Below are 17,663 nucleotides of genomic sequence, written 5' to 3' on the forward strand. Positions count from 1 at the left end.
ATTTTATCCAACAGAAAACGACAAAGAAACCGGGTTAGAAACCCGGCAACTTTTACTTGTCAAACGCTGTTACCTTGAGCGTCATCTTTCCCCCAGCAGAATCCAACTGCATTTCCTCCAACCTAAAGCCACTGTTCGCCGCGACTTGCTGGATACCTTTCTGCTTTGTCTTATCCAAGGACGTTATCTTTACTTCCGCCGTATCTGGATTTTGCAGTTTAAAATCGCTCAGCGGAATTCGTTCCCAATTGTCTAGCACTGGTTTTGTCTTATCCTCCCCCCGGATTTTTAGCACTCCATTGCTGACAAACTTAACTTGACCCTCAAAGGTCACTTTCTTATCCTTAATTTTGTCGATCGGTATTGATACCGAAGAACCGCCACCGGGAGTAATTTCTATTTGTTTCTGAGTCAATGCCGTCAACCTACCCGACTTAGATTTACCATCCTTCAACGTCACTTGTGCTATATCTGGCAACAGGACTGCAACGGTTTGCTGATTATTCAGAACCTCTTTACGGGTTTGATTGTTTGAATCTTTTGGAGGTTGGCTGCCACACCCAGCTAAACCAGTCATTGCCGTCAAGAGTGCTAATACGCCTAATATCTTCAATAATCCGTTCATACTTTTAACAGCGCTCTGTATAGACCTATACTTCCTATAACTTAAATAGAATCTCCATTCCGGAAATTTACTATTCAGAAACGAATTTTTAGTCACAGAACCCTATTTCGGAAATCCTCCGTGTCCCAAAATCCCCCATCTAACCCAGAACCTAGCATTTTAGGAACCTTTGCCAGTATCCTTGGCTTACTCAGTGCGGCGCTGTATTTCACAGGCTGGATTTACCGCTGGGCATATTTTGGCTTTTTTCAGCTAGAAGTCACTACCCTGGACTTACCCTTTGAGTCATTTTTGTTCGTTCCCATCCAGGTATTTCTGGGGAGTTTCTCGGCATTCTGCCGCACGGTGTTTGCCGTTATCCTGACAGCATTGGTGATTCAATTAACCTTACGTGCTATTAAATGGCTCACCACCAAGCTAGCTCAAAACCCAAATCAGTCAGTAACATCGACCCAGCCACCCGGTCAACAACGAAACAGGCGGAGAGTTGGTAGAATTGTGCGATCGCTCTTGTTATTTTTCACCGCCAAACACCAGCGATCGCTCCTCAATGAAACAATAATAGTAATCTGGATTTTGGTTGCTTTGTTTTGGTTTGCCCGGTGGCAAGGCATTGCAGACGCAAGACTGGATGCGATCGACAATACTTCTAATTTGCCTGTTGTGACTGTATTGTTTACAGCGGAAAAGAATATAGCATTAGGACGGCAACTGGCAGACTTATCAACAGATCCCCCATTAAAAGATATCCGAATTATTGGAGATAAAGCTTTATTCGATCGACTGCGGGGGCGGGAAACAAACGATACAAGCGATCCGCAAAATCCCAGAGTGTGGCGGTTATTAATCAATCGCGGCGGTCAATTGTATGTGTTTAAAGCTTTACATAAAAGTGCATCTGCTAAAGAACGTCCTCTGGTTTTATCAATTAGCGAAAAACAGTTGTTGATTCTGAGTCCAGAAGCAACTAAAAAGCGGTAAGTAGCGATTCCCCCTTGCCCCTAGGGCTGTGGTAAAGCGAGTCAATGCTTCGATCGAAGGCAGAATTTTTTATGTTCCAAAAATACATCTGGATTCGTTACAGTTTTCTCTAAATCAGTTAACTGGGTTTGGGGAGATTTGGCGATCGATGTTTTTCAGGTTTAATTATCCGGCAGCCTCAGCCGGATGTTTTCAAGTTTATCCTATTCCCAAAGAGATAGTCATTCTCAGAAATTACCCACTCCATCGCAAAAACAGGGGTTTTATATGTTTCTGCGCTGCGAGCGATTTTTCTCAAAAAAAATCGGTTTATGGACTCCTATCTCTAATTTATATATGTAGTTTGACACGCCACTTTATCGCGGTAGAATATCATCTAAGCGAAGTTGCAAGTTCTTTAGCAGAGGAGAAATAATCGGTTGACCGAGGCGAAATAGTTGCTGGATGTAATCTTGGTCAATCAGTTCGCAAACAGTGACAGTAGGTTGTTTCGGTTTACCGATAAAAGCCACGCCTCCCAATCCGCGATAATCGACTATCCAATATTCGGAAATTCCTAAAAGAGCGTATTCTTCAACTTTTCGCGCGTAATCTGTTTCCCAGTTAGTGCCGACAACTTCTACCACCAATTTAATAGATCGCCCCAGCGCAATCACAGGTTCTCTTTCCCAAAGGGGCTCGCTGACAATAGCGGTTTCATCTAATACGACAATATCGGGACGGCGGGCAGTAGCTGCATCCGAGAATGGACGGATCAAACAAGTGCGGGGAATGAACCAAGGTAGTTTTTCTGCTGCGATGGCGATGCCGATTTGAGTTGCTAGTTTACCGCTGACGGTTTCGTGCGGGCCCGTGGGTCCATGTCAACTAATTCTCCGTCAGCGAGCTCGTAGCGGAAGTTGTCACAATATCGATCGAGGAATGTTTCAAAAGTTAGGATTTTTTGCGCGGTGTAAGCCATTGGAAACTAATAGTTTTTTGCTGAAAATCTTATTCTATCAACTAATCAAATCCCAAATCAGAACCTTTCCCCGCGTGAACCAGAGCCAACTTTTCGTAACGCTTAGCGTGTTCCACCAACTCCGCAGCTTCCTCCTGGGAGACATCTCGCAGGCGCTTGGCAGGCACTCCCGCAACTAGCGTGTGAGGGGGAACGTCCTTGGTGACAACAGCCCCTGCACCGACGATCGAGCCTGTTCCCACCCTCACTCCATCGAGGACGATCGCCCCAATCCCGATCAGGCAGCCCCGTTCAATGTAAGCTGAGTGAATCACCGCTCGGTGTCCCACTGTCACGAAATCTTCCAAAACCGTCGGTTTCCCCGGATCGCCGTGCAGAATTGCTCCATCTTGGATATTGGTACTCGAGCCGATGGCAATTCGCTCTACATCCGCCCGCACCACCGCCCCGTACCAGATACTAGCGCCCGCAGCCACCTCTACCCTGCCGATCACAACAGCGCCTTCAGCGACAAAAGCCGCTTGGGACAGATCGGGGCTGGGCCAATAGGAAGAGAGTGCAGGCAGAGGTTCGTTGAGATTGCTCATTTGTTGGTCGATCGTTATACTTCTAGCAGATTAGCTGGTTGTTGATACGGGATATAATAAAAGTATTTGGGACTTTTGCAGAGAAAATATGCTGGGACGCAAATAAATGATTGAAGTTGCCTTGCAATACCCGATGTTTGGCCCGGAAATTCAGTGTCCCCACTGTCGCCAAACAATTCCGGCTCTAACGCTCACGGATACCTATTTGTGTCCGCGTCACGGGGCATTTGAGGCAGATCCAAAAACGGGGGAACTGGTTCACCTTCAGTCTGGGCGGCACTGGCGCCGCTGGGAGAATGAATGGTATCGCCAGCACACGCACCCGGACGGGATTAGGTTTGAAATTCACGAAGCGCTCGATCGACTCTATACTCAAGGCTACCGAGCAACTCGCGTGATCGTTGCTCAACGCTATCGGGACTTAATCAGCGCTTATTTGGAACGCAGCACGCCTTGGCGCGGTCAGTCGGAATCGCCCCGGCCGAGGTTGTACGGTTTGCCTGTGGATTTTAGCCCCGAGCCTCAAGAAGACCCTTGCTGGGAAGTGATTAATTTTGATTTGGAAAAAGAGCCGGGAGTTCCGATTAGATATCCCTATTTTCGGTTGTTTGAATAAGTGAAGGAAGAAGGAATAGGGAAGAAGGAAGAAGGAAGAGGGAAGAGGGAAGAGGGAAGAAGGCTCTATTGCTTTCGCGCTAAAGATGCGACCGTTTTTAATTCCGAAGTACGAATTTACCCTCTAAAATCTCAAATCCCAAGCTGGAATTCCTACTTCCCTTCTAAAATCTAAAATCTAAAATCTAAAATCTAAAATCTAAAATCTAAAATCGAATGCACCACGCCTCGATTCGCACTGCTAACATTCATCGGGCGATCGCCTTTTACGAACAGTTGGGATTTACTGTGAGCGATCGCTTTACCACAGGTTACACTCTAGCCTGTTGGATGGAAGGTCTCAACGGACGCATCGAACTAATTCAAATCCCGGAACCAAAACCCGCACCGGATGCTTTCGGAGACGAGCATTATGTTGGATATTATCATTTATCTTTCGATTTAACTGAGGCGACAACTGACTTGCCTAGCTGGTTGCAGTCTCTGAAAGAGCGGTTTGAGGAAGCTGCTAAAGACCAACCCAATCAGGTTCAACCTTTGAAAGTTTTATTAGAACCGACTCAACAGGCGATCGGGCAAAATGTTTACGAAGTAGCTTTTATTGCCGATACAGACGGTTTGCCTTTAGAATTTATCCGGCGCATGAATTAGTTAATGACTAACGACTATGGATAATCATTCTCTCTCTCAATCGGAAACTGAGAATAGTTATTACTCTTAATCCCTCGTAACGTTCCCTACCAACTTAACAATATTTTTATAAAATATAGTAGATTTTTTAACTCAAAATCTACTATATTTTATTTTTGAATATACAATATGAATATCTATTCATACTATCATGTGTTATAATAAACCTAGGAAAAACCATGCAAAAAGCCAAGTCGAGCGATTCCGGCTGCTGTAGTCACGACGACCACCACGATCGCAGCCATGAGAATCATAACCACAACGACCACGGCCACGACCACGACCACGACCACGGGAACGGAGATTTTAACCTCAAGCAAGAATTGATTCCTGTAATATTGGTTGTTGTACTATTTGTCGGCGGTTTAATTTTTGAAGAAAAACTGCACAACACGCCCTATTCTATAGGTGAATATCTGGTTTTCATCCCAGCCTATCTTTTAAGCGGATGGAATGTTTTAACCAGTGCGGGTCGCAACATTCTGCGAGGTCGATTTTTTGATGAAAATTTCTTAATGACTGTAGCAACACTCGGCGCTGTCGCTATTCACAAACTCCCTGAAGCAGTCGGGGTGATGTTGTTTTTCAAAATCGGAGAACTTTTTCAAGAATTTGCCGTAGGGCGATCGCGTCAATCGATCAAATCGCTTTTAGAAATTCGCCCAGATTATGCCAACCTCAAGGACAACGGCGACATCAAAAAAGTTGCGCCAGAAACCGTAGCCGTCGGCGATATCATCCTTGTCAAACCGGGAGAAAAAATCCCCTTAGACGGTGAAATTATAGACGGCAACTCTCAGATTGACACATCTGCACTAACTGGAGAATCAGTACCTCGAACCGTAAAAGTTGGAGAAACAGTTTTAGCCGGAACAATTAACCAGACAGGAGTTCTCACCGTCAAAGTTACCAAACTCTTCGGCGAATCTTCAATCTCCCGAATTCTGGAATTAGTAGAAAATGCCAGAAGCAAAAAAGCTGAAACTGAGAAATTTATCACTAAATTTGCCAGTTACTACACGCCTTTTGTAGTATTTGCATCGCTAGCAGTGGCTATAATTCCGCCTTTGTTCATTTCAGGAGCAACTAATGCAGACAGATTTTTATGGGTTTACCGCGCCCTTGTCTTGTTAGTTATTTCCTGCCCTTGCGGATTGGTGATTAGCATTCCTCTGGGATACTTTGGAGGAATTGGCGGTGCAGCCAAGGGCGGTATTTTGGTGAAAGGCTCGACTTTTTTAGATACTCTGACAGCAGTCAAGACAGTTGTTTTGGACAAAACAGGAACTCTGACAAAAGGAGTTTTTAAAGTAGCAGAAATTGTGCCTAAAAATGGTTTTTCCCAAACAGATTTAATGGCAATAGCGGCTAAAGTAGAATCTCAATCGAATCACCCAGTCGCGAAATCTATTCTGGAAGCTTACGGCGGAAAAATAGATTCATCGGATGTGAAAGATTACGAAGAAATAGCGGGACACGGCATCCGAGCAAAATTAAATAATCAAATTGTGCTTGCGGGAAATGACCGTTTGCTGCACCGAGAAAACATTGCTCGCGATGTCTGCAATGCTGAAGGTACAGTAGTGCATTTAGCGGTAGACAACCGCTACGCTGGGTATATTTTGATTGCTGACGAGCTTAAGGAAGACGCAGTACAGGCTATTGGCGACCTCAAAAAATTAGGTGTTGAGCGAATCGTGATGCTCACAGGAGATAATCAAGCTGTGGCCGATAGTGTTGCGAGAAAGCTCGGTTTAGATTCCTATTTAGCTGAGTTATTACCCGAAGGAAAAGTAGAGGCGATCGAAAAACTTATCGGTCAATCTAAAAAAGGCGATAAAATTGTCTTTGTGGGGGATGGAATTAATGATGCACCAGTGCTTGCTAGGGCTGATGTCGGCATAGCGATGGGGGGTTTGGGCTCCGATGCGGCGATCGAAACTGCCGATGTTGTGATTATGGCAGATGCACCGTCCAAGGTGGCTAAAGCCATCCAAATTGCCCGGAAAACTCACAATATAGTCTGGCAAAATATCATTTTTGCGCTGTCAATTAAAGCGATATTTATTGCTTTGGGTGCTTTTGGTTTAGCGACAATGTGGGAAGCAGTTTTTGCCGATGTTGGGGTGGCTTTAGCAGCTATTTTTAATGCTACTAGAGTTTTGAAATAAAGTATTCGCAGATAAGGGTGATTTTTGCCGATCGACCTCATCATAGTCGATCGCGCGCACCTCGCTTCAACCTCAAAATATACACAACTTAATATCTACGGTGACTCCGGCGGATTTTGAGCTATACGACCGATCGAATTTAGCGGAATTTGTGAGATTATGAAAAGAATATGAAAAATATTCAACGATAAAACCAATGACTCACCCCGAAAACAGACCCAGCCTTCCTGAAGTCCACCGCAGCATCGCCGTTCCCAACAGCAAAGGTTTCTGGCGTAAAATGCTGGCCTACGCAGGGCCTGGATATTTGGTTTCAGTGGGTTACATGGACCCCGGAAACTGGGCGACTGACTTAGCGGGGGGAGCAAAGTTTGGCTATGCGCTATTAAGTGTGATTTTGCTATCTAATTTGATGGCAATTTTGCTGCAATCACTCTGCGTGCGTTTGGGAGTGGCAACGGGACGAGATTTGGCACAAGCTTGTCGAGATTATTTCAGTCCGCGAGTCAGTTTTTTGTTGTGGATACTTTGTGAAATTGGTATTGCTGCTTGCGATTTAGCTGAACTTGTTGGCAGTGCGATCGGACTGCAATTGCTATTTGGCATTCCCTTAGTTTGGGGAGTGTGCATCACTGCGCTAGATGTGATAATGGTGTTATTTTTACAAGGGAAAGGCTTTCGTTATATCGAAGCTTTAGTAATTACGATTATTGCAATTATTGGCGGTTGTTTTATTGCCGAAATTATTTTTGCCAAACCGGATGCCGCAGGACTTTTACTCGGTTATGTTCCCCAGCTAGAGATTTTACAAAATCAGGCAATGCTTTATATTGCGGTTGGTATTTTGGGTGCAACTGTGATGCCCCACAATCTCTACCTGCATTCATCGATCGTGCAAACTCGCTCTTGGCAAGAAACTGCTGATAAAAAATGGGAAGCAATTAAATTTGGCACAATAGATTCTAGCGTAGCGCTGTCCATAGCTTTGTTTATTAATTCAGCTATTCTGATTTTGTCTGCTGCCAGCTTTCACTTTTCCGGCTATCAAGAAGTAGCAGAAATTCAAGATGCTTACACACTGCTTTCTCCGGTGCTGGGTGTGGGTTCGGCTAGTGCAATTTTTGCCTTTGCTTTATTGGCTTCGGGGCAGAATTCAACCTTGACTGCAACTCTAGCAGGACAGATTGTGATGGAAGGGTTTATAAATTTTCGACTGCGACCTTGGTTGCGGCGCTTGCTGACTCGACTGATTGCAATTGTGCCGGCTTTGATCGTAATTATGTTGTTTGGGGAAGGCAGTACAACTAATTTACTGGTTTTCAGTCAAGTGATTCTCAGTTTGCAATTACCCTTTGCAGTAATTCCCTTGGTAATGTTTACCTCAAACCGACGCTTAATGGGAGAGTTTGTGAATCCATTTTGGCTGAAAGCCTTAGCTTGGTTAGTGGCTAGTATTATAGTAGGATTAAATTGTTGGCTGTTATTACAAACCATTTTCTAGCAATCTGAAGCTCAATAAAACTACAAAAATAAAACCCGCAGGCGCGGGTTTTATCTTAAAGCTAATTGTTAAGGGCTGACGGTTTCAACTACTTACTTTTTAGGAACAATAACCTCATTAGCGGCCACGGGACGGGCAGAGGAAGCCGTAGTTTTCAAAAGTGCGATCGCCTGCGCGTAGCAAGGATCGTCCTTAGTCGCAACTAACGTCGGTTTGTTAGCTAATTTCAGCTTTTGTTCGTTAGTGACTTCGACTTTAACATCGGGAGTAACGCCCTTGTGGCTGATATCCGTACCGTTGGGAGTATAGTAGTGAGCGATCGTCACCGCCAATCCCGAACCGTCAGCCAAAGAATGCACCGACTGCACCAAAGCTTTGCCAAAAGTTTGACCGCCCATCACAGTGGCGCGCTTGTTATCCTTCAGAGCACCGGCCAAAATCTCGCTAGCGCTGGCTGAGTTGTCGTCCACCAGCACCACCAAAGGCTTGTTAGTGATTGCAGTGCGGTTGGCGCGCATTTCTTGAGAATCACCCGCGCGATCGACTGTGCGGACGATCGCCCCTGTATCCATCCACATCCGAGCGATATCAATGCTCACTCGCAGCAAACCGCCGGGATTGCCCCGCAAATCCAACACAAAAGCGTCAGCTTTCTGATCCGAGAGCTTTTTAATCGCCGCCTGCATTTGTTCGCCCGCGTGGGAGCTAAACTCTTGCAAACGGATGTAACCGACATTCTGACCGCCTTCTTTCTTGAGGCTGTAGCGAACCGCTGCTACCTCAATTCTCGCCCTAGTCAGAGTGATGTCAAATTCGCTTTTGCCCTCGCGAGCAATCCGCAGCGTGACTTTCGTGCCTTCAGCACCCCGAATTACCTGAGCCGCATCCGAGACAGTCATGCCTTTGGTAGGTTTGCCGTCAATCACCAAAATCGTATCGCCCGCTTGAATCCCTGCCTTCAGGGCCGGGGAATTTTCCATCGGCTCGACTACGGTAATCGCTTTCGTTTTCTCGTCTTCTTCCAGCCTCATCCCCACCCCTGTCAGTTCCCCAGAGGTTTGATTCGTCAGCGCTTCGTACTGCTTCGGGTCCATGAAGCGCGTGTAGGGGTCGTTTAATTTCTCTAGGGCTTTGCGGAGGGCGGTGTAGGCAGCTTCGCGAGAGGTATAATTTTTGCTCAGCAGTTCTTGGCGGGTCACTTGCCAGTCAGTCTTGTTAAAGCTGCCATCAACATAGTCTCGGTTCACAATTTGCCAAGCTTCGTCTAAGACAGCTTTGGGGCTATCTTGAAGCTCGGCGCGGACTGATTGACTCAGCCCGGGAACGAGTAAAGATATCGAAGCGGTTGTTGCCATCGCCCCAGTGAACAGGGCTGCCTGTAATTTAGAAAAGCGTCTGCGGGCTTGATTCATTGAATTTGGCTCAATTCGATTTTAGATTTTTGATTTGAGATTTTATATTGCTAAAAAATCTCAAACTACTACTTAAACTATTGTGTGGAGGCTACACCATCCCTTTGGACAGTTTAACGAGATTCATAGTCGATCGCCAACCAATTATTACTCTCTTTCAATAAACTTAATTTAAAACTTGGATTTATAAAGTGCCGTGGAAGCTAAAATCGAACAATTTTCGCGTAAGTGGTTGAGCCTGCTCGTTAATGGAGCTATCGGTCTAGCAGCCCTGGCGGGGGTCGTCACCATACAGTCGAGCGGGCAGTTGGGGGGAATGTCCCCAGTTGGCGTTCAGGGGCCAAAGCCGCCCTCTGGAATATCTGCTGCCCGGTTCAAGCAAGCCGCACAGCAAGAAGCGCAGCAAGAAGCCCTGCGGCTAAAAATGCTCAAAACTATCCCTAGTTTAGGGTTTGACAATTTAATTGCAGATTGGACATTTCTCAAATTTTTGCAGTATTTTGGCGACGACGAAGCCCGAGATGTAACGGGCTACAATTTGAGCCAAGATTATTTTGACATAGTTACGCGGCGCGACCCGAGGTGGGCTGACATCTACCTGTTTCTTTCCACAGCTATTTCTTTTTATCAGGGAAAGCCTGAAACTGCTGTTAATTTGATAGAGCGGGGTACTAGCGCCCTTTCCCTTTCGCCGCAACTTCATTCCCAATCGTGGATAGTGTGGCGAACTAAAGGTCTTGATGAGTTGCTGCTGTTGGGGGATATTCCCGAGTCAATTCGCTCCCACGAAATGGCCGCTGATTGGGTGGAAGGAAGCCCGGAAGGGCCGAAATTGACGCCGATTTTTCGAGCAACTGCAGAGTATTTGCGCCGAGATCCCGATAGCGTGCCGGTGCGGTTTACTGCTTGGAGTACGGTTTATGCTCAAACAACTGATAAGTTGGTGCGTCAAAGGGCGAAACAAGCTCTTGTCAAGTTGGGAGCTCAGGTGCAAAAAGATAAGGATGGAAACGAGAGTTTTATTTTGCCACCTCGAAAGTAGTTGACGGTTGACGGTTGACTGTAATTCTCCAATCCAAAATCTCAAATCTAAAATCTCAAATCGGCTTGAGTTAGTTCGCGCCATTCACCGGGTTTGAGGCCTTCGATACGCAAATACCCGATCGCACACCTGACTAGCCGCAGCGTCGGAAACCCTACTGCTGCGGTCATCCTGCGGACTTGGCGGTTGCGGCCTTCTGTGAGAGTCATTTCCAGCCATGCTGTCGGCACGTTTTTGCGAAATCTAATCGGCGGTTCGCGGGGCGGCAAAGGTGGTTCTTCTAACAATAATTGCACTTTTGCCGATCGAGTCCGATAATCTTGAATTGTGACACCTGTCTGCAAAGCGGCGATCGCACTTGCATCGGGAACTCGTTCCACTTGCACCCAGTAAGTGCGGGGATGAGCGAATTTCGGGTCACTGAGGCGGTGCTGCATTTGTCCGTCATCGGTTAGCAGCAACAAACCTTCACTATCGCGATCGAGCCTTCCTACTGCATAAATGTCAGGAATCGGAATATAGTCTTTGAGAGTGCTGCGTTTACTTTCGCTAGAGTTGTCAGTGAATTGAGTTAAAACATCGTAGGGTTTGTAAAATAGAATGTAACGATAGGGCATGACAAATTAAAAAATAAAAATGTACTAATGTCAATAAATTTGTAGGGGCGGGTTTTACCAACAATAATTGCCTAAAACTCACAATCTCAAAAACCCGCCCCCACCCAACGTCAAACCACTTTCTATCTCTCTTCTCTCCTCTGCGCCCTCTGCGCCCTCTGCGGTTCCTAAAAAAATAAATCTGGTTAACCAACGATTCAAACCTATAAAATCTTCAGCCTTTAAAGGCTGCACAAATCTCAACTACCCAATTTTACCATGCCCGAAGCCACACACCGCGTTTGCATCGTCTTAGGAACTCGCCCGGAAGCGATTAAACTAGCCCCAGTAATTCAACTCTTCAAAAGTTCGCCAACCTTTGACACCCAAGTAATTTTAACCGGTCAGCACCGAGAAATGGTCGAGCAAGTAATGCAAATGTTCGATCTAAAAGCCGATCGGGATTTAGCAATTATGCAGCACCAGCAAACCTTGACAGATATTACATCCCGGAGTTTGCACGGTTTGGAAGCATTGTTTAAAGAATTGCAGCCCCACATCGTCTTAGTTCAGGGCGATACAACGACAGCATTTGCCGCTGCTTTGGCTGCATTTTACCAGAAAATACCCGTAGGTCACGTAGAAGCCGGATTGCGGACAGACGACGTGTTCAATCCTTACCCCGAAGAGGCTAACCGACGGTTGATATCTCAGCTCGCACGGCTGCATTTTGCCCCGACAGAGCTGGCTGCAGAGAATTTAGGGCGATCGGGGGTTTTAGGAGAAATTCACCGTACAGGCAACACAGTAATCGATGCTTTGCTGTCTGTCGCCAAACGCGAACCAAAATGCAACATTCCTAAATTAGATTGGAGCAAATATCGCACTATCTTAGCAACAGTTCACCGCCGCGAAAATTGGGGAGAACCCTTAGCAGGAATTGCTCGCGCATTTCTCCAAATCTTAGATAAATTTCCCGATACAGCCTTGCTCTTACCTCTACACCGAAATCCCACAGTCAGAGAACCTTTGCAAGCTCTTTTGGGCGACCATCCGAGAGTCTTTTTAACTGAACCTTTAGATTACGCAGAATTAGTAGGAGCGATTCAGAGATGTCATTTAATCCTCACAGATTCCGGCGGCTTGCAAGAAGAAGCACCGAGTTTAGGTAAGCCAGTTTTAGTATTACGAGAAACAACAGAAAGACCAGAGGCAATTTCCGCAGGTACTGCTAAACTGGTTGGTACTAATTCTGATATAATTACAGCAGCAGCGGCAGAATTGCTGAGCAATTCCGAAGCATACAACGCAATGGCAATGGCAATTAATCCCTTTGGTGACGGTTTAGCCGCCTCGCGGATTTTGAAAATAGTTGAAGAGTATTTTAGTTAGCTATCCCCTTGCGAGTTGGGCGGTTTCAACCGCAATTACACAAACTTGCGTCCCCCAGAGGGAGACTAATTCCTGTTAAAAAAACTCAGTTTCTGCTTCCCTTCCCCAATTACCAATCCCCACCGCCACCCCCACTACTGCTGTAGTCGCTACTGCTACTGCTACTGCTGTAGTCGCTGCTACTGCTGCTACTGCTGTAGTCGCTGCTACTGCTGCTACTGCTGTAGTCGCCGCTACTGCTGCTACTGCTGTAGTCGCTACTGCTGCTGCTACTGCTGCTGTAATCGGCACCCGCACCCCCACCGGTGGAGTTGCCACCGCCAAAGCTACCCCCGCAGTCGCTACTGCTAATGCTGCTGTAATCGGCACCCCCACCGCCACCGCTGGAGTCGCCACCGCCAAAGCTACCCCCGCAGTCGCTACTGCTGCTGCTACTGCTGCTATAATCGGCACCCGCACCGCCACCGCTGGAGTCGCCACCGCCAAAGCTACCCCCGCAGTCGCTGTTGCTAATACTGTAGTCGCTGCTATTACTGCTGTAGTACCCACCGCAATCATCGCTGCTACTGTTACTGCTGTAGTCGCTAGTGCTACTGTAATAGACGCTGTGACTGCTGTAATTGGGACTGTGACTGCTGTAATTGCGATTGTTACTGCTGTAATTGGGACTGTGACTGCCGTAATTGCAATTGTGACTGCTGTAATTGCGCGGATAACGGCGGTGGCGGTAACGAGATATCCGAGAAAATAAGCTGCGAAATATCCTGAAGATAATGAAGCAAGGTATAAATGCTATGAATGCTATGAATAACAACCCAAGTAAGCCATAGATTAGATTCGATGAATCTTCACCTGTGGATGTACTATTGCTAATAACTGGCGATTGACTAGGTATTGGTGACGGTTTCACCCCTTGAGATGGTACGATTGGAGCCAAAGGCAGCGTGGTTTGAGATTGAGAATTTACAATCGGAGTTTGTAAAACATTTACTAACGCCTTTGTCCCCGCTAATGTACCCCCGTCAAAGTCCTGCTGTTTAAATCGGGGCGTAATTTCGGTTTGAATAATACCCACTACCTTCGCATCTGGCAGAATGCTTTGAATGCCAGAACCTGTTTCAATTTGAACGCGGCGTTCCCCCGACGAAATCAACAATAAAGCTCCATTATTTTTACCTTTTTTGCCAATCCCCCAAACGTTAAATAATTCTGTAGCAAATGCTTTGGGTGTCGCCGATGGCTTAGTATTAGGCACTGTCACAACAGCGATTTCTGAGCCATTTTTGGCCTCTAAATCCGAAATCATTTGATTTAGCTGAGTTTCGGTGCTATCGCTAAGAATGTTGGCATTGTCCGTTACCCAAGTGTTATTTACTTGACGGGGATTCGGTACTTCTTGTACTGTTATAGCTTGGCTCGTTACGGGAAGTGCAATTGCCGAAAAGCACAGCAAACCGATCCAGATTATTTGTTTGTTGCTAAATTGTAACTGCATCGCTTCAGTCTCCTGAATAACGGCTAGTCTGAAATTGACATATATCTGTCCGCCTAATTACAATTCAATAACCAGCTCACTGTCATGTCAATTCATATTATTCAGAAGTTGGATTCATAAAAATCATAATTTTAGGTGCGCCATCACCACTTTACATTTATAGTGTAGGACGCAGGGGTGGCGAGAAACCGGGTTTTTAACCAAAATAATTGCTGAAAACCGTCAATCTCGGTTCAAAAACCCGGTTTCTTAGTGGGCGAGTGCGAACTAATTTAGATATTTTTAAGGAGAGGGAACTGGTGGCCCAAAATTGCTACTGCCTTTATAACCGGATAAAATAGCCAGTTTTTCCAAAGATTGCCGGCCCGTGTAATATTTACCCCGAATTTCCCAAGTGGGATAAGCTTTAATATTGGCAGCTTTGCACAAATCGGGTTGAGCATCTTTGCCTCTAGGATCGCACTCTATGTAAGTAATTGCGGTAAATGCTTCTTTGCCGAAAAGTTCTTGTTGCGTGTGACAGTGAGGACACCAGTAAGCACCGTACATTCTAGCTTTGATGGTTTGCAAATGGGTTGCTAAAGCTATTTGATCCGGCACGGATTCGCTGCGAATAGGTGGCGCTTCTTGTTCGGTAACAGGCGGTGCGGAAGGGGGAGGAGGAGGGAGGGTTTGTGCTAATTTTTGAGTGGGTTTGTTGCTGAAACTGAACTGTGCAATTCTTCCGTCTGCTTTGGTAGTGACGAAAATCCCCAAAGTCAGGAAAATGCCGATCGCACAAAAGTTGAATTTGCTTACTCTCATCTTGAATTTCATCTTGGATTTGCTAGGATTTTGCGAGCTTGATTCATAGCCTCTACAGCATTGTTTACCACAAAGATGTTAAATTGTGCTAAACCTTTAAAAAAAACTTGACTTTCAGCGCTGTGATTTAACAATATAACTTGTTTGTTAGCTTTGAGAGCGAGGGCGATTTCCGAAGCCGTGCCCGTCCCCATACCGCAGGCAATTATTACATCTGAAGAAAGAATGTTAATATTATTTCTGGCGTTTCCCATATCGGTGACAATCGCAATATCTACAGCTTCAGAAATGCCGCGAGTGTCATTTCCCGGAAGGATGCCGACTGTTAAACCGTTAGCTGATTTTGCTCCTTTGTTGGCGGCATCCATGACGCCGACATTTCTGCCACCAGTTAGCAATATCCATCCTGCTTCGGCGATGAGTTGTCCGAGTTGATAGGCGTTTTCTAAGTCTGTTGATGTGGCACTTTCGCCGGGTCCCATGATGCCGATGATGATTTTTTTCATAGTTTTCGGTGAACAAGTAGGTCATCGCCAAACAACAATAATCTCCACTCATAAATAGTAGGAGCAGGTTGAGCTACAGTCTATAATAGGAGCGAGTTTACTGCTGCTGCAAAACCCGCCCTCCCCATGTTATATTTATTTGTAGCACTTACTCTGAGTGCTATTTCGTCAATAAGAAAGTGATATCTAACATGAGTGTCGCCCAAAACCTTGAAACAAAGCTGATGGAAAAAATCCGCAGTTTACCGCCGGATAAAATTACGGTATTAGAAGATTTTATCGATTTCCTTTTAACGCGAAGTGAAGATCGTCTTCTCGTTTCTGCTGCGACTAAACTCTCAGAAGCAGCTTTTGCTAAAATTTGGGATAACCCAGAGGACGCGGAGTATGACGAGTGATAATTTTGGTGATGTGGTTTTAGTTCCGTTTCCTTTTACCGATCAAACTACCAATAAAAAACGTCCAGCAGTTGTGATTAGTTTTGACGTTTATAATGCAGAATATCCCGAGCGCCTTCTTATGGGTATATTGAAAAAAAACTGATAGTTAAAAAATTGGGAAGGCTTCAAGATGTAGATATTCAGTCTTTGAAAGAGGGATTGCTCGCAATTATAGGGGAGGAGTGAACGATCGCTCTTCTGAGTTATCCTTAGAAAGGGATCTCGCTCTTTTCGGATAGTTCAGAAAGGAGATTGATATCTGGCTGACGGTAGTAATAAATATGTAGTGATTAGATATTTATTGGCTCAAAACATAGTTGTAATGATGGATAAAATACCAAATAGCACCAATAATATTTTCTAACTTTTTAGAAAATGAAAGAGTCTTTCTTACAAGACGAGAAACACGTTGGCGCAAAGTATTATTAAATCTTTCAATGTGATTAGTTTTTCCACTGTCTTTACCAACTTGCTGATGGCGTATCGAAGGAAAAATACAAGCATATGCCGCCCAAAAATCTGTATAGCAAACAGCACATTGTCGATATACAGGAGCTAGAGAGTTCCATAATTGTTTTGCTCCTTCTTCGCTACGAACACCAATATAAACACCAATAATTTCTCTGGTCTCTCTATCCATTGCGCCGCCACACCCATTGCTTATTTTCTTTGCAATCTACAAATGACCACAGTTCATCACATTCAACATTCAATCTGACTTTTTTTTTAGGTTTAACCTTGACTCTGCGTTCGATTGAGGCATATTTATTATTTACGTAATCCTGTAACCATTTTTGAGAAACACCCGTGCTTCTAGCTATACCAGCCAAAGAAATCTTCTCCAAAAGAAGTCGATCGATTAAATATGATTGTTTCCGAAGCTCATTATTTTGTTGGTCGGATTTTCGACTTTCTTGGCGACCGCAACTTTGACATTTGTATTTTGGTTTTTTATTATGAATTCTACCATTTTTAACTATGTGATTTGAACCACAATCAGGGCAGTTGGGTCGTGAGGGTAGCATATTATATGACTAAACTAATATTGGCAGATACCAAGGAGTCCAGCAAGAGTTACTTATGATAGCATAACTGTAACTCAATCTACATTCGAGCGCGTAAAGAAATATTAAAAGCACAAAATTTGATTGTGTGAGTTATAAAATTATCCTATATATTCAATTACTGTAATTAAATTTCACTACATATTTATTACTACCCTACAATTGATATCTGGAATCTCAAAAAAAGTAAAATAGAAAAAACTCTTTGGGGACACGTTTGGGAAGTTAATTCTCTTGCCTTTAGCAATGACGGACGCATTTTAGTTAGTGGCGGTTTAGATGGTGCAGTTAAAATCTGGAATTGGTACAAACAAGAGTTGCTGCACACTCTCAATCGGCCAGTAGATTTTTTCGGTGCCGTAGCTTCCTGGTTCGATTCTTCTGTTGGGATAATTTGTTGTGTTGCGATTAGCCCGGATGGTAAAATAGTCGCAGCTAGCGGTTTACAACAGCCAATTCAACTGTGGAATACTGAAAATGGCAGACTGCTACGTACCTTCACAGAACACTCAGATAGTGTTTATACTCTTGCCTTTAGCCCCGATGGTGAAACTCTCGCCAGCGGCGGTGGTGACCACACAATTCGGATTTGGAATTTTCACACAGGAGAGTTGTTGGAAACTCTGGAACATCTCAGCCCAGTCCAGTCTGTTGTTTTCAGCTATGATGGCAAAACTTTGGTCAGCGGGAGTGCGGATACTGTAAAAATTTGGCGCGTTCCTGTTTAAGTCAGGACTTACCCACTCCAACAAAGAAACCGGGTTTTTTACCTAATCTCTCG

General features: G+C 45.0%; 19 protein-coding genes. 10 read left to right on the forward strand and 9 right to left on the reverse strand.

What is annotated here, in order from left to right; all coding sequences use genetic code 11:
* Window positions 1–52: 52 nt before the first annotated feature.
* Complete coding sequence (locus OSC7112_RS10480) at window positions 53–625, reverse strand: hypothetical protein (RefSeq protein ID WP_015175875.1); 573 nt, start codon at window positions 623–625, stop codon at window positions 53–55.
* Window positions 626–745: 120 nt separating this feature from the next.
* Here OSC7112_RS10480 and OSC7112_RS10485 point away from each other — a divergent pair, with 120 nt between their 5' ends.
* A complete protein-coding gene (locus tag OSC7112_RS10485; protein ID WP_015175876.1) occupies window positions 746–1,606 on the forward strand; it encodes a hypothetical protein in 861 nt (286 codons plus the stop codon).
* Between the two features lie 356 nt (window positions 1,607–1,962).
* Here OSC7112_RS10485 and OSC7112_RS10490 read toward each other — a convergent pair whose 3' ends face one another.
* The gene (locus OSC7112_RS10490) at window positions 1,963–2,418 is read right to left on the reverse strand and encodes a Uma2 family endonuclease (RefSeq protein WP_510836810.1); all 456 of its coding nucleotides are present in this window, start codon (window positions 2,416–2,418) and stop codon (window positions 1,963–1,965) included.
* 190 nt (window positions 2,419–2,608) lie between these two features.
* Complete coding sequence (locus OSC7112_RS10495; protein WP_015175877.1) at window positions 2,609–3,154, reverse strand: gamma carbonic anhydrase family protein; 546 nt, start codon at window positions 3,152–3,154, stop codon at window positions 2,609–2,611.
* Window positions 3,155–3,260: 106 nt separating this feature from the next.
* Between OSC7112_RS10495 and OSC7112_RS10500 the strand changes: the two genes are divergently transcribed.
* From OSC7112_RS10500 to OSC7112_RS10515, 4 genes are all read left to right on the forward strand, one after another.
* Window positions 3,261–3,770, forward strand: a complete 510-nt coding sequence (locus OSC7112_RS10500; protein WP_015175878.1) for a TIGR02652 family protein — start codon at window positions 3,261–3,263, stop codon at window positions 3,768–3,770.
* 215 nt (window positions 3,771–3,985) lie between these two features.
* Complete coding sequence (locus OSC7112_RS10505) at window positions 3,986–4,420, forward strand: VOC family protein (RefSeq protein ID WP_015175879.1); 435 nt, start codon at window positions 3,986–3,988, stop codon at window positions 4,418–4,420.
* 218 nt (window positions 4,421–4,638) lie between these two features.
* On the forward strand, window positions 4,639–6,630 hold the full coding sequence (locus OSC7112_RS10510) for a heavy metal translocating P-type ATPase (protein ID WP_015175880.1): 1,992 nt from the start codon (window positions 4,639–4,641) through the stop codon (window positions 6,628–6,630).
* A 196-nt stretch (window positions 6,631–6,826) separates the two neighbouring features.
* Entirely contained in the window at window positions 6,827–8,131 is a 1,305-nt protein-coding gene (locus OSC7112_RS10515; protein WP_015175881.1) for an Nramp family divalent metal transporter, read from the forward strand.
* 92 nt (window positions 8,132–8,223) lie between these two features.
* Here the strand turns inward: OSC7112_RS10515 and ctpB are convergent, their stop codons facing one another.
* The gene (gene ctpB, locus OSC7112_RS10520; protein ID WP_015175882.1) at window positions 8,224–9,543 is read right to left on the reverse strand and encodes a carboxyl-terminal processing protease CtpB; all 1,320 of its coding nucleotides are present in this window, start codon (window positions 9,541–9,543) and stop codon (window positions 8,224–8,226) included.
* Window positions 9,544–9,739: 196 nt separating this feature from the next.
* Between ctpB and OSC7112_RS10525 the strand changes: the two genes are divergently transcribed.
* On the forward strand, window positions 9,740–10,585 hold the full coding sequence (locus OSC7112_RS10525) for a hypothetical protein (RefSeq protein ID WP_015175883.1): 846 nt from the start codon (window positions 9,740–9,742) through the stop codon (window positions 10,583–10,585).
* 47 nt (window positions 10,586–10,632) lie between these two features.
* On the opposite strand, the gene OSC7112_RS10530 is transcribed toward OSC7112_RS10525, so the two are convergent.
* Entirely contained in the window at window positions 10,633–11,202 is a 570-nt protein-coding gene (locus tag OSC7112_RS10530; RefSeq protein ID WP_015175884.1) for a pseudouridine synthase, read from the reverse strand.
* A 258-nt stretch (window positions 11,203–11,460) separates the two neighbouring features.
* On the opposite strand from OSC7112_RS10530, the gene wecB reads away from it, so the two are divergent.
* Window positions 11,461–12,573 carry a non-hydrolyzing UDP-N-acetylglucosamine 2-epimerase gene (gene wecB / locus OSC7112_RS10535; protein ID WP_015175885.1) on the forward strand — a complete coding sequence of 371 codons (1,113 nt, stop codon included), beginning with the start codon at window positions 11,461–11,463 and terminating at the stop codon, window positions 12,571–12,573.
* A 109-nt stretch (window positions 12,574–12,682) separates the two neighbouring features.
* On the opposite strand, the gene OSC7112_RS40910 is transcribed toward wecB, so the two are convergent.
* The 3 genes from OSC7112_RS40910 to OSC7112_RS10555 form a co-directional block, all read right to left on the reverse strand.
* Entirely contained in the window at window positions 12,683–14,068 is a 1,386-nt protein-coding gene (locus OSC7112_RS40910) for a TPM domain-containing protein (protein ID WP_015175886.1), read from the reverse strand.
* A 282-nt stretch (window positions 14,069–14,350) separates the two neighbouring features.
* Window positions 14,351–14,872 (reverse strand): thioredoxin domain-containing protein, encoded by a 522-nt coding sequence (locus tag OSC7112_RS10550; protein ID WP_015175887.1) that lies wholly within the window; start codon window positions 14,870–14,872, stop codon window positions 14,351–14,353.
* An 8-nt stretch (window positions 14,873–14,880) separates the two neighbouring features.
* Window positions 14,881–15,378, reverse strand: coding sequence for a TIGR00725 family protein (locus tag OSC7112_RS10555; RefSeq protein WP_015175888.1), 498 nt, complete (start codon window positions 15,376–15,378; stop codon window positions 14,881–14,883).
* A 224-nt stretch (window positions 15,379–15,602) separates the two neighbouring features.
* Between OSC7112_RS10555 and OSC7112_RS10560 the strand changes: the two genes are divergently transcribed.
* Window positions 15,603–15,776 (forward strand): toxin-antitoxin system, antitoxin component, Xre family protein, encoded by a 174-nt coding sequence (locus OSC7112_RS10560; RefSeq protein ID WP_223300804.1) that lies wholly within the window; start codon window positions 15,603–15,605, stop codon window positions 15,774–15,776.
* The gene (locus OSC7112_RS36965) at window positions 15,766–15,921 is read left to right on the forward strand and encodes a type II toxin-antitoxin system PemK/MazF family toxin (protein WP_223300805.1); all 156 of its coding nucleotides are present in this window, start codon (window positions 15,766–15,768) and stop codon (window positions 15,919–15,921) included. The genes OSC7112_RS10560 and OSC7112_RS36965 overlap by 11 nt, the downstream gene beginning before the upstream one ends.
* 195 nt (window positions 15,922–16,116) lie before the next feature.
* Here the strand turns inward: OSC7112_RS36965 and OSC7112_RS36970 are convergent.
* Window positions 16,117–16,843 (reverse strand): IS1 family transposase gene (locus OSC7112_RS36970; protein WP_223300806.1). Its coding sequence is split into 2 segments (ribosomal slippage): window positions 16,117–16,461 and window positions 16,463–16,843, totalling 726 coding nucleotides; the frame shifts between segments, so codons are not numbered across the junction.
* 230 nt (window positions 16,844–17,073) lie between these two features.
* On the opposite strand from OSC7112_RS36970, the gene OSC7112_RS10570 reads away from it, so the two are divergent.
* Complete coding sequence (locus OSC7112_RS10570) at window positions 17,074–17,610, forward strand: WD40 repeat domain-containing protein (RefSeq protein ID WP_223300871.1); 537 nt, start codon at window positions 17,074–17,076, stop codon at window positions 17,608–17,610.
* Window positions 17,611–17,663 lie beyond the last annotated feature (53 nt).

The sequence above is a fragment of the Oscillatoria nigro-viridis PCC 7112 genome (assembly GCF_000317475.1).
Taxonomy (GTDB): Bacteria; Cyanobacteriota; Cyanobacteriia; order Cyanobacteriales; family Microcoleaceae; genus Microcoleus; species Microcoleus nigroviridis.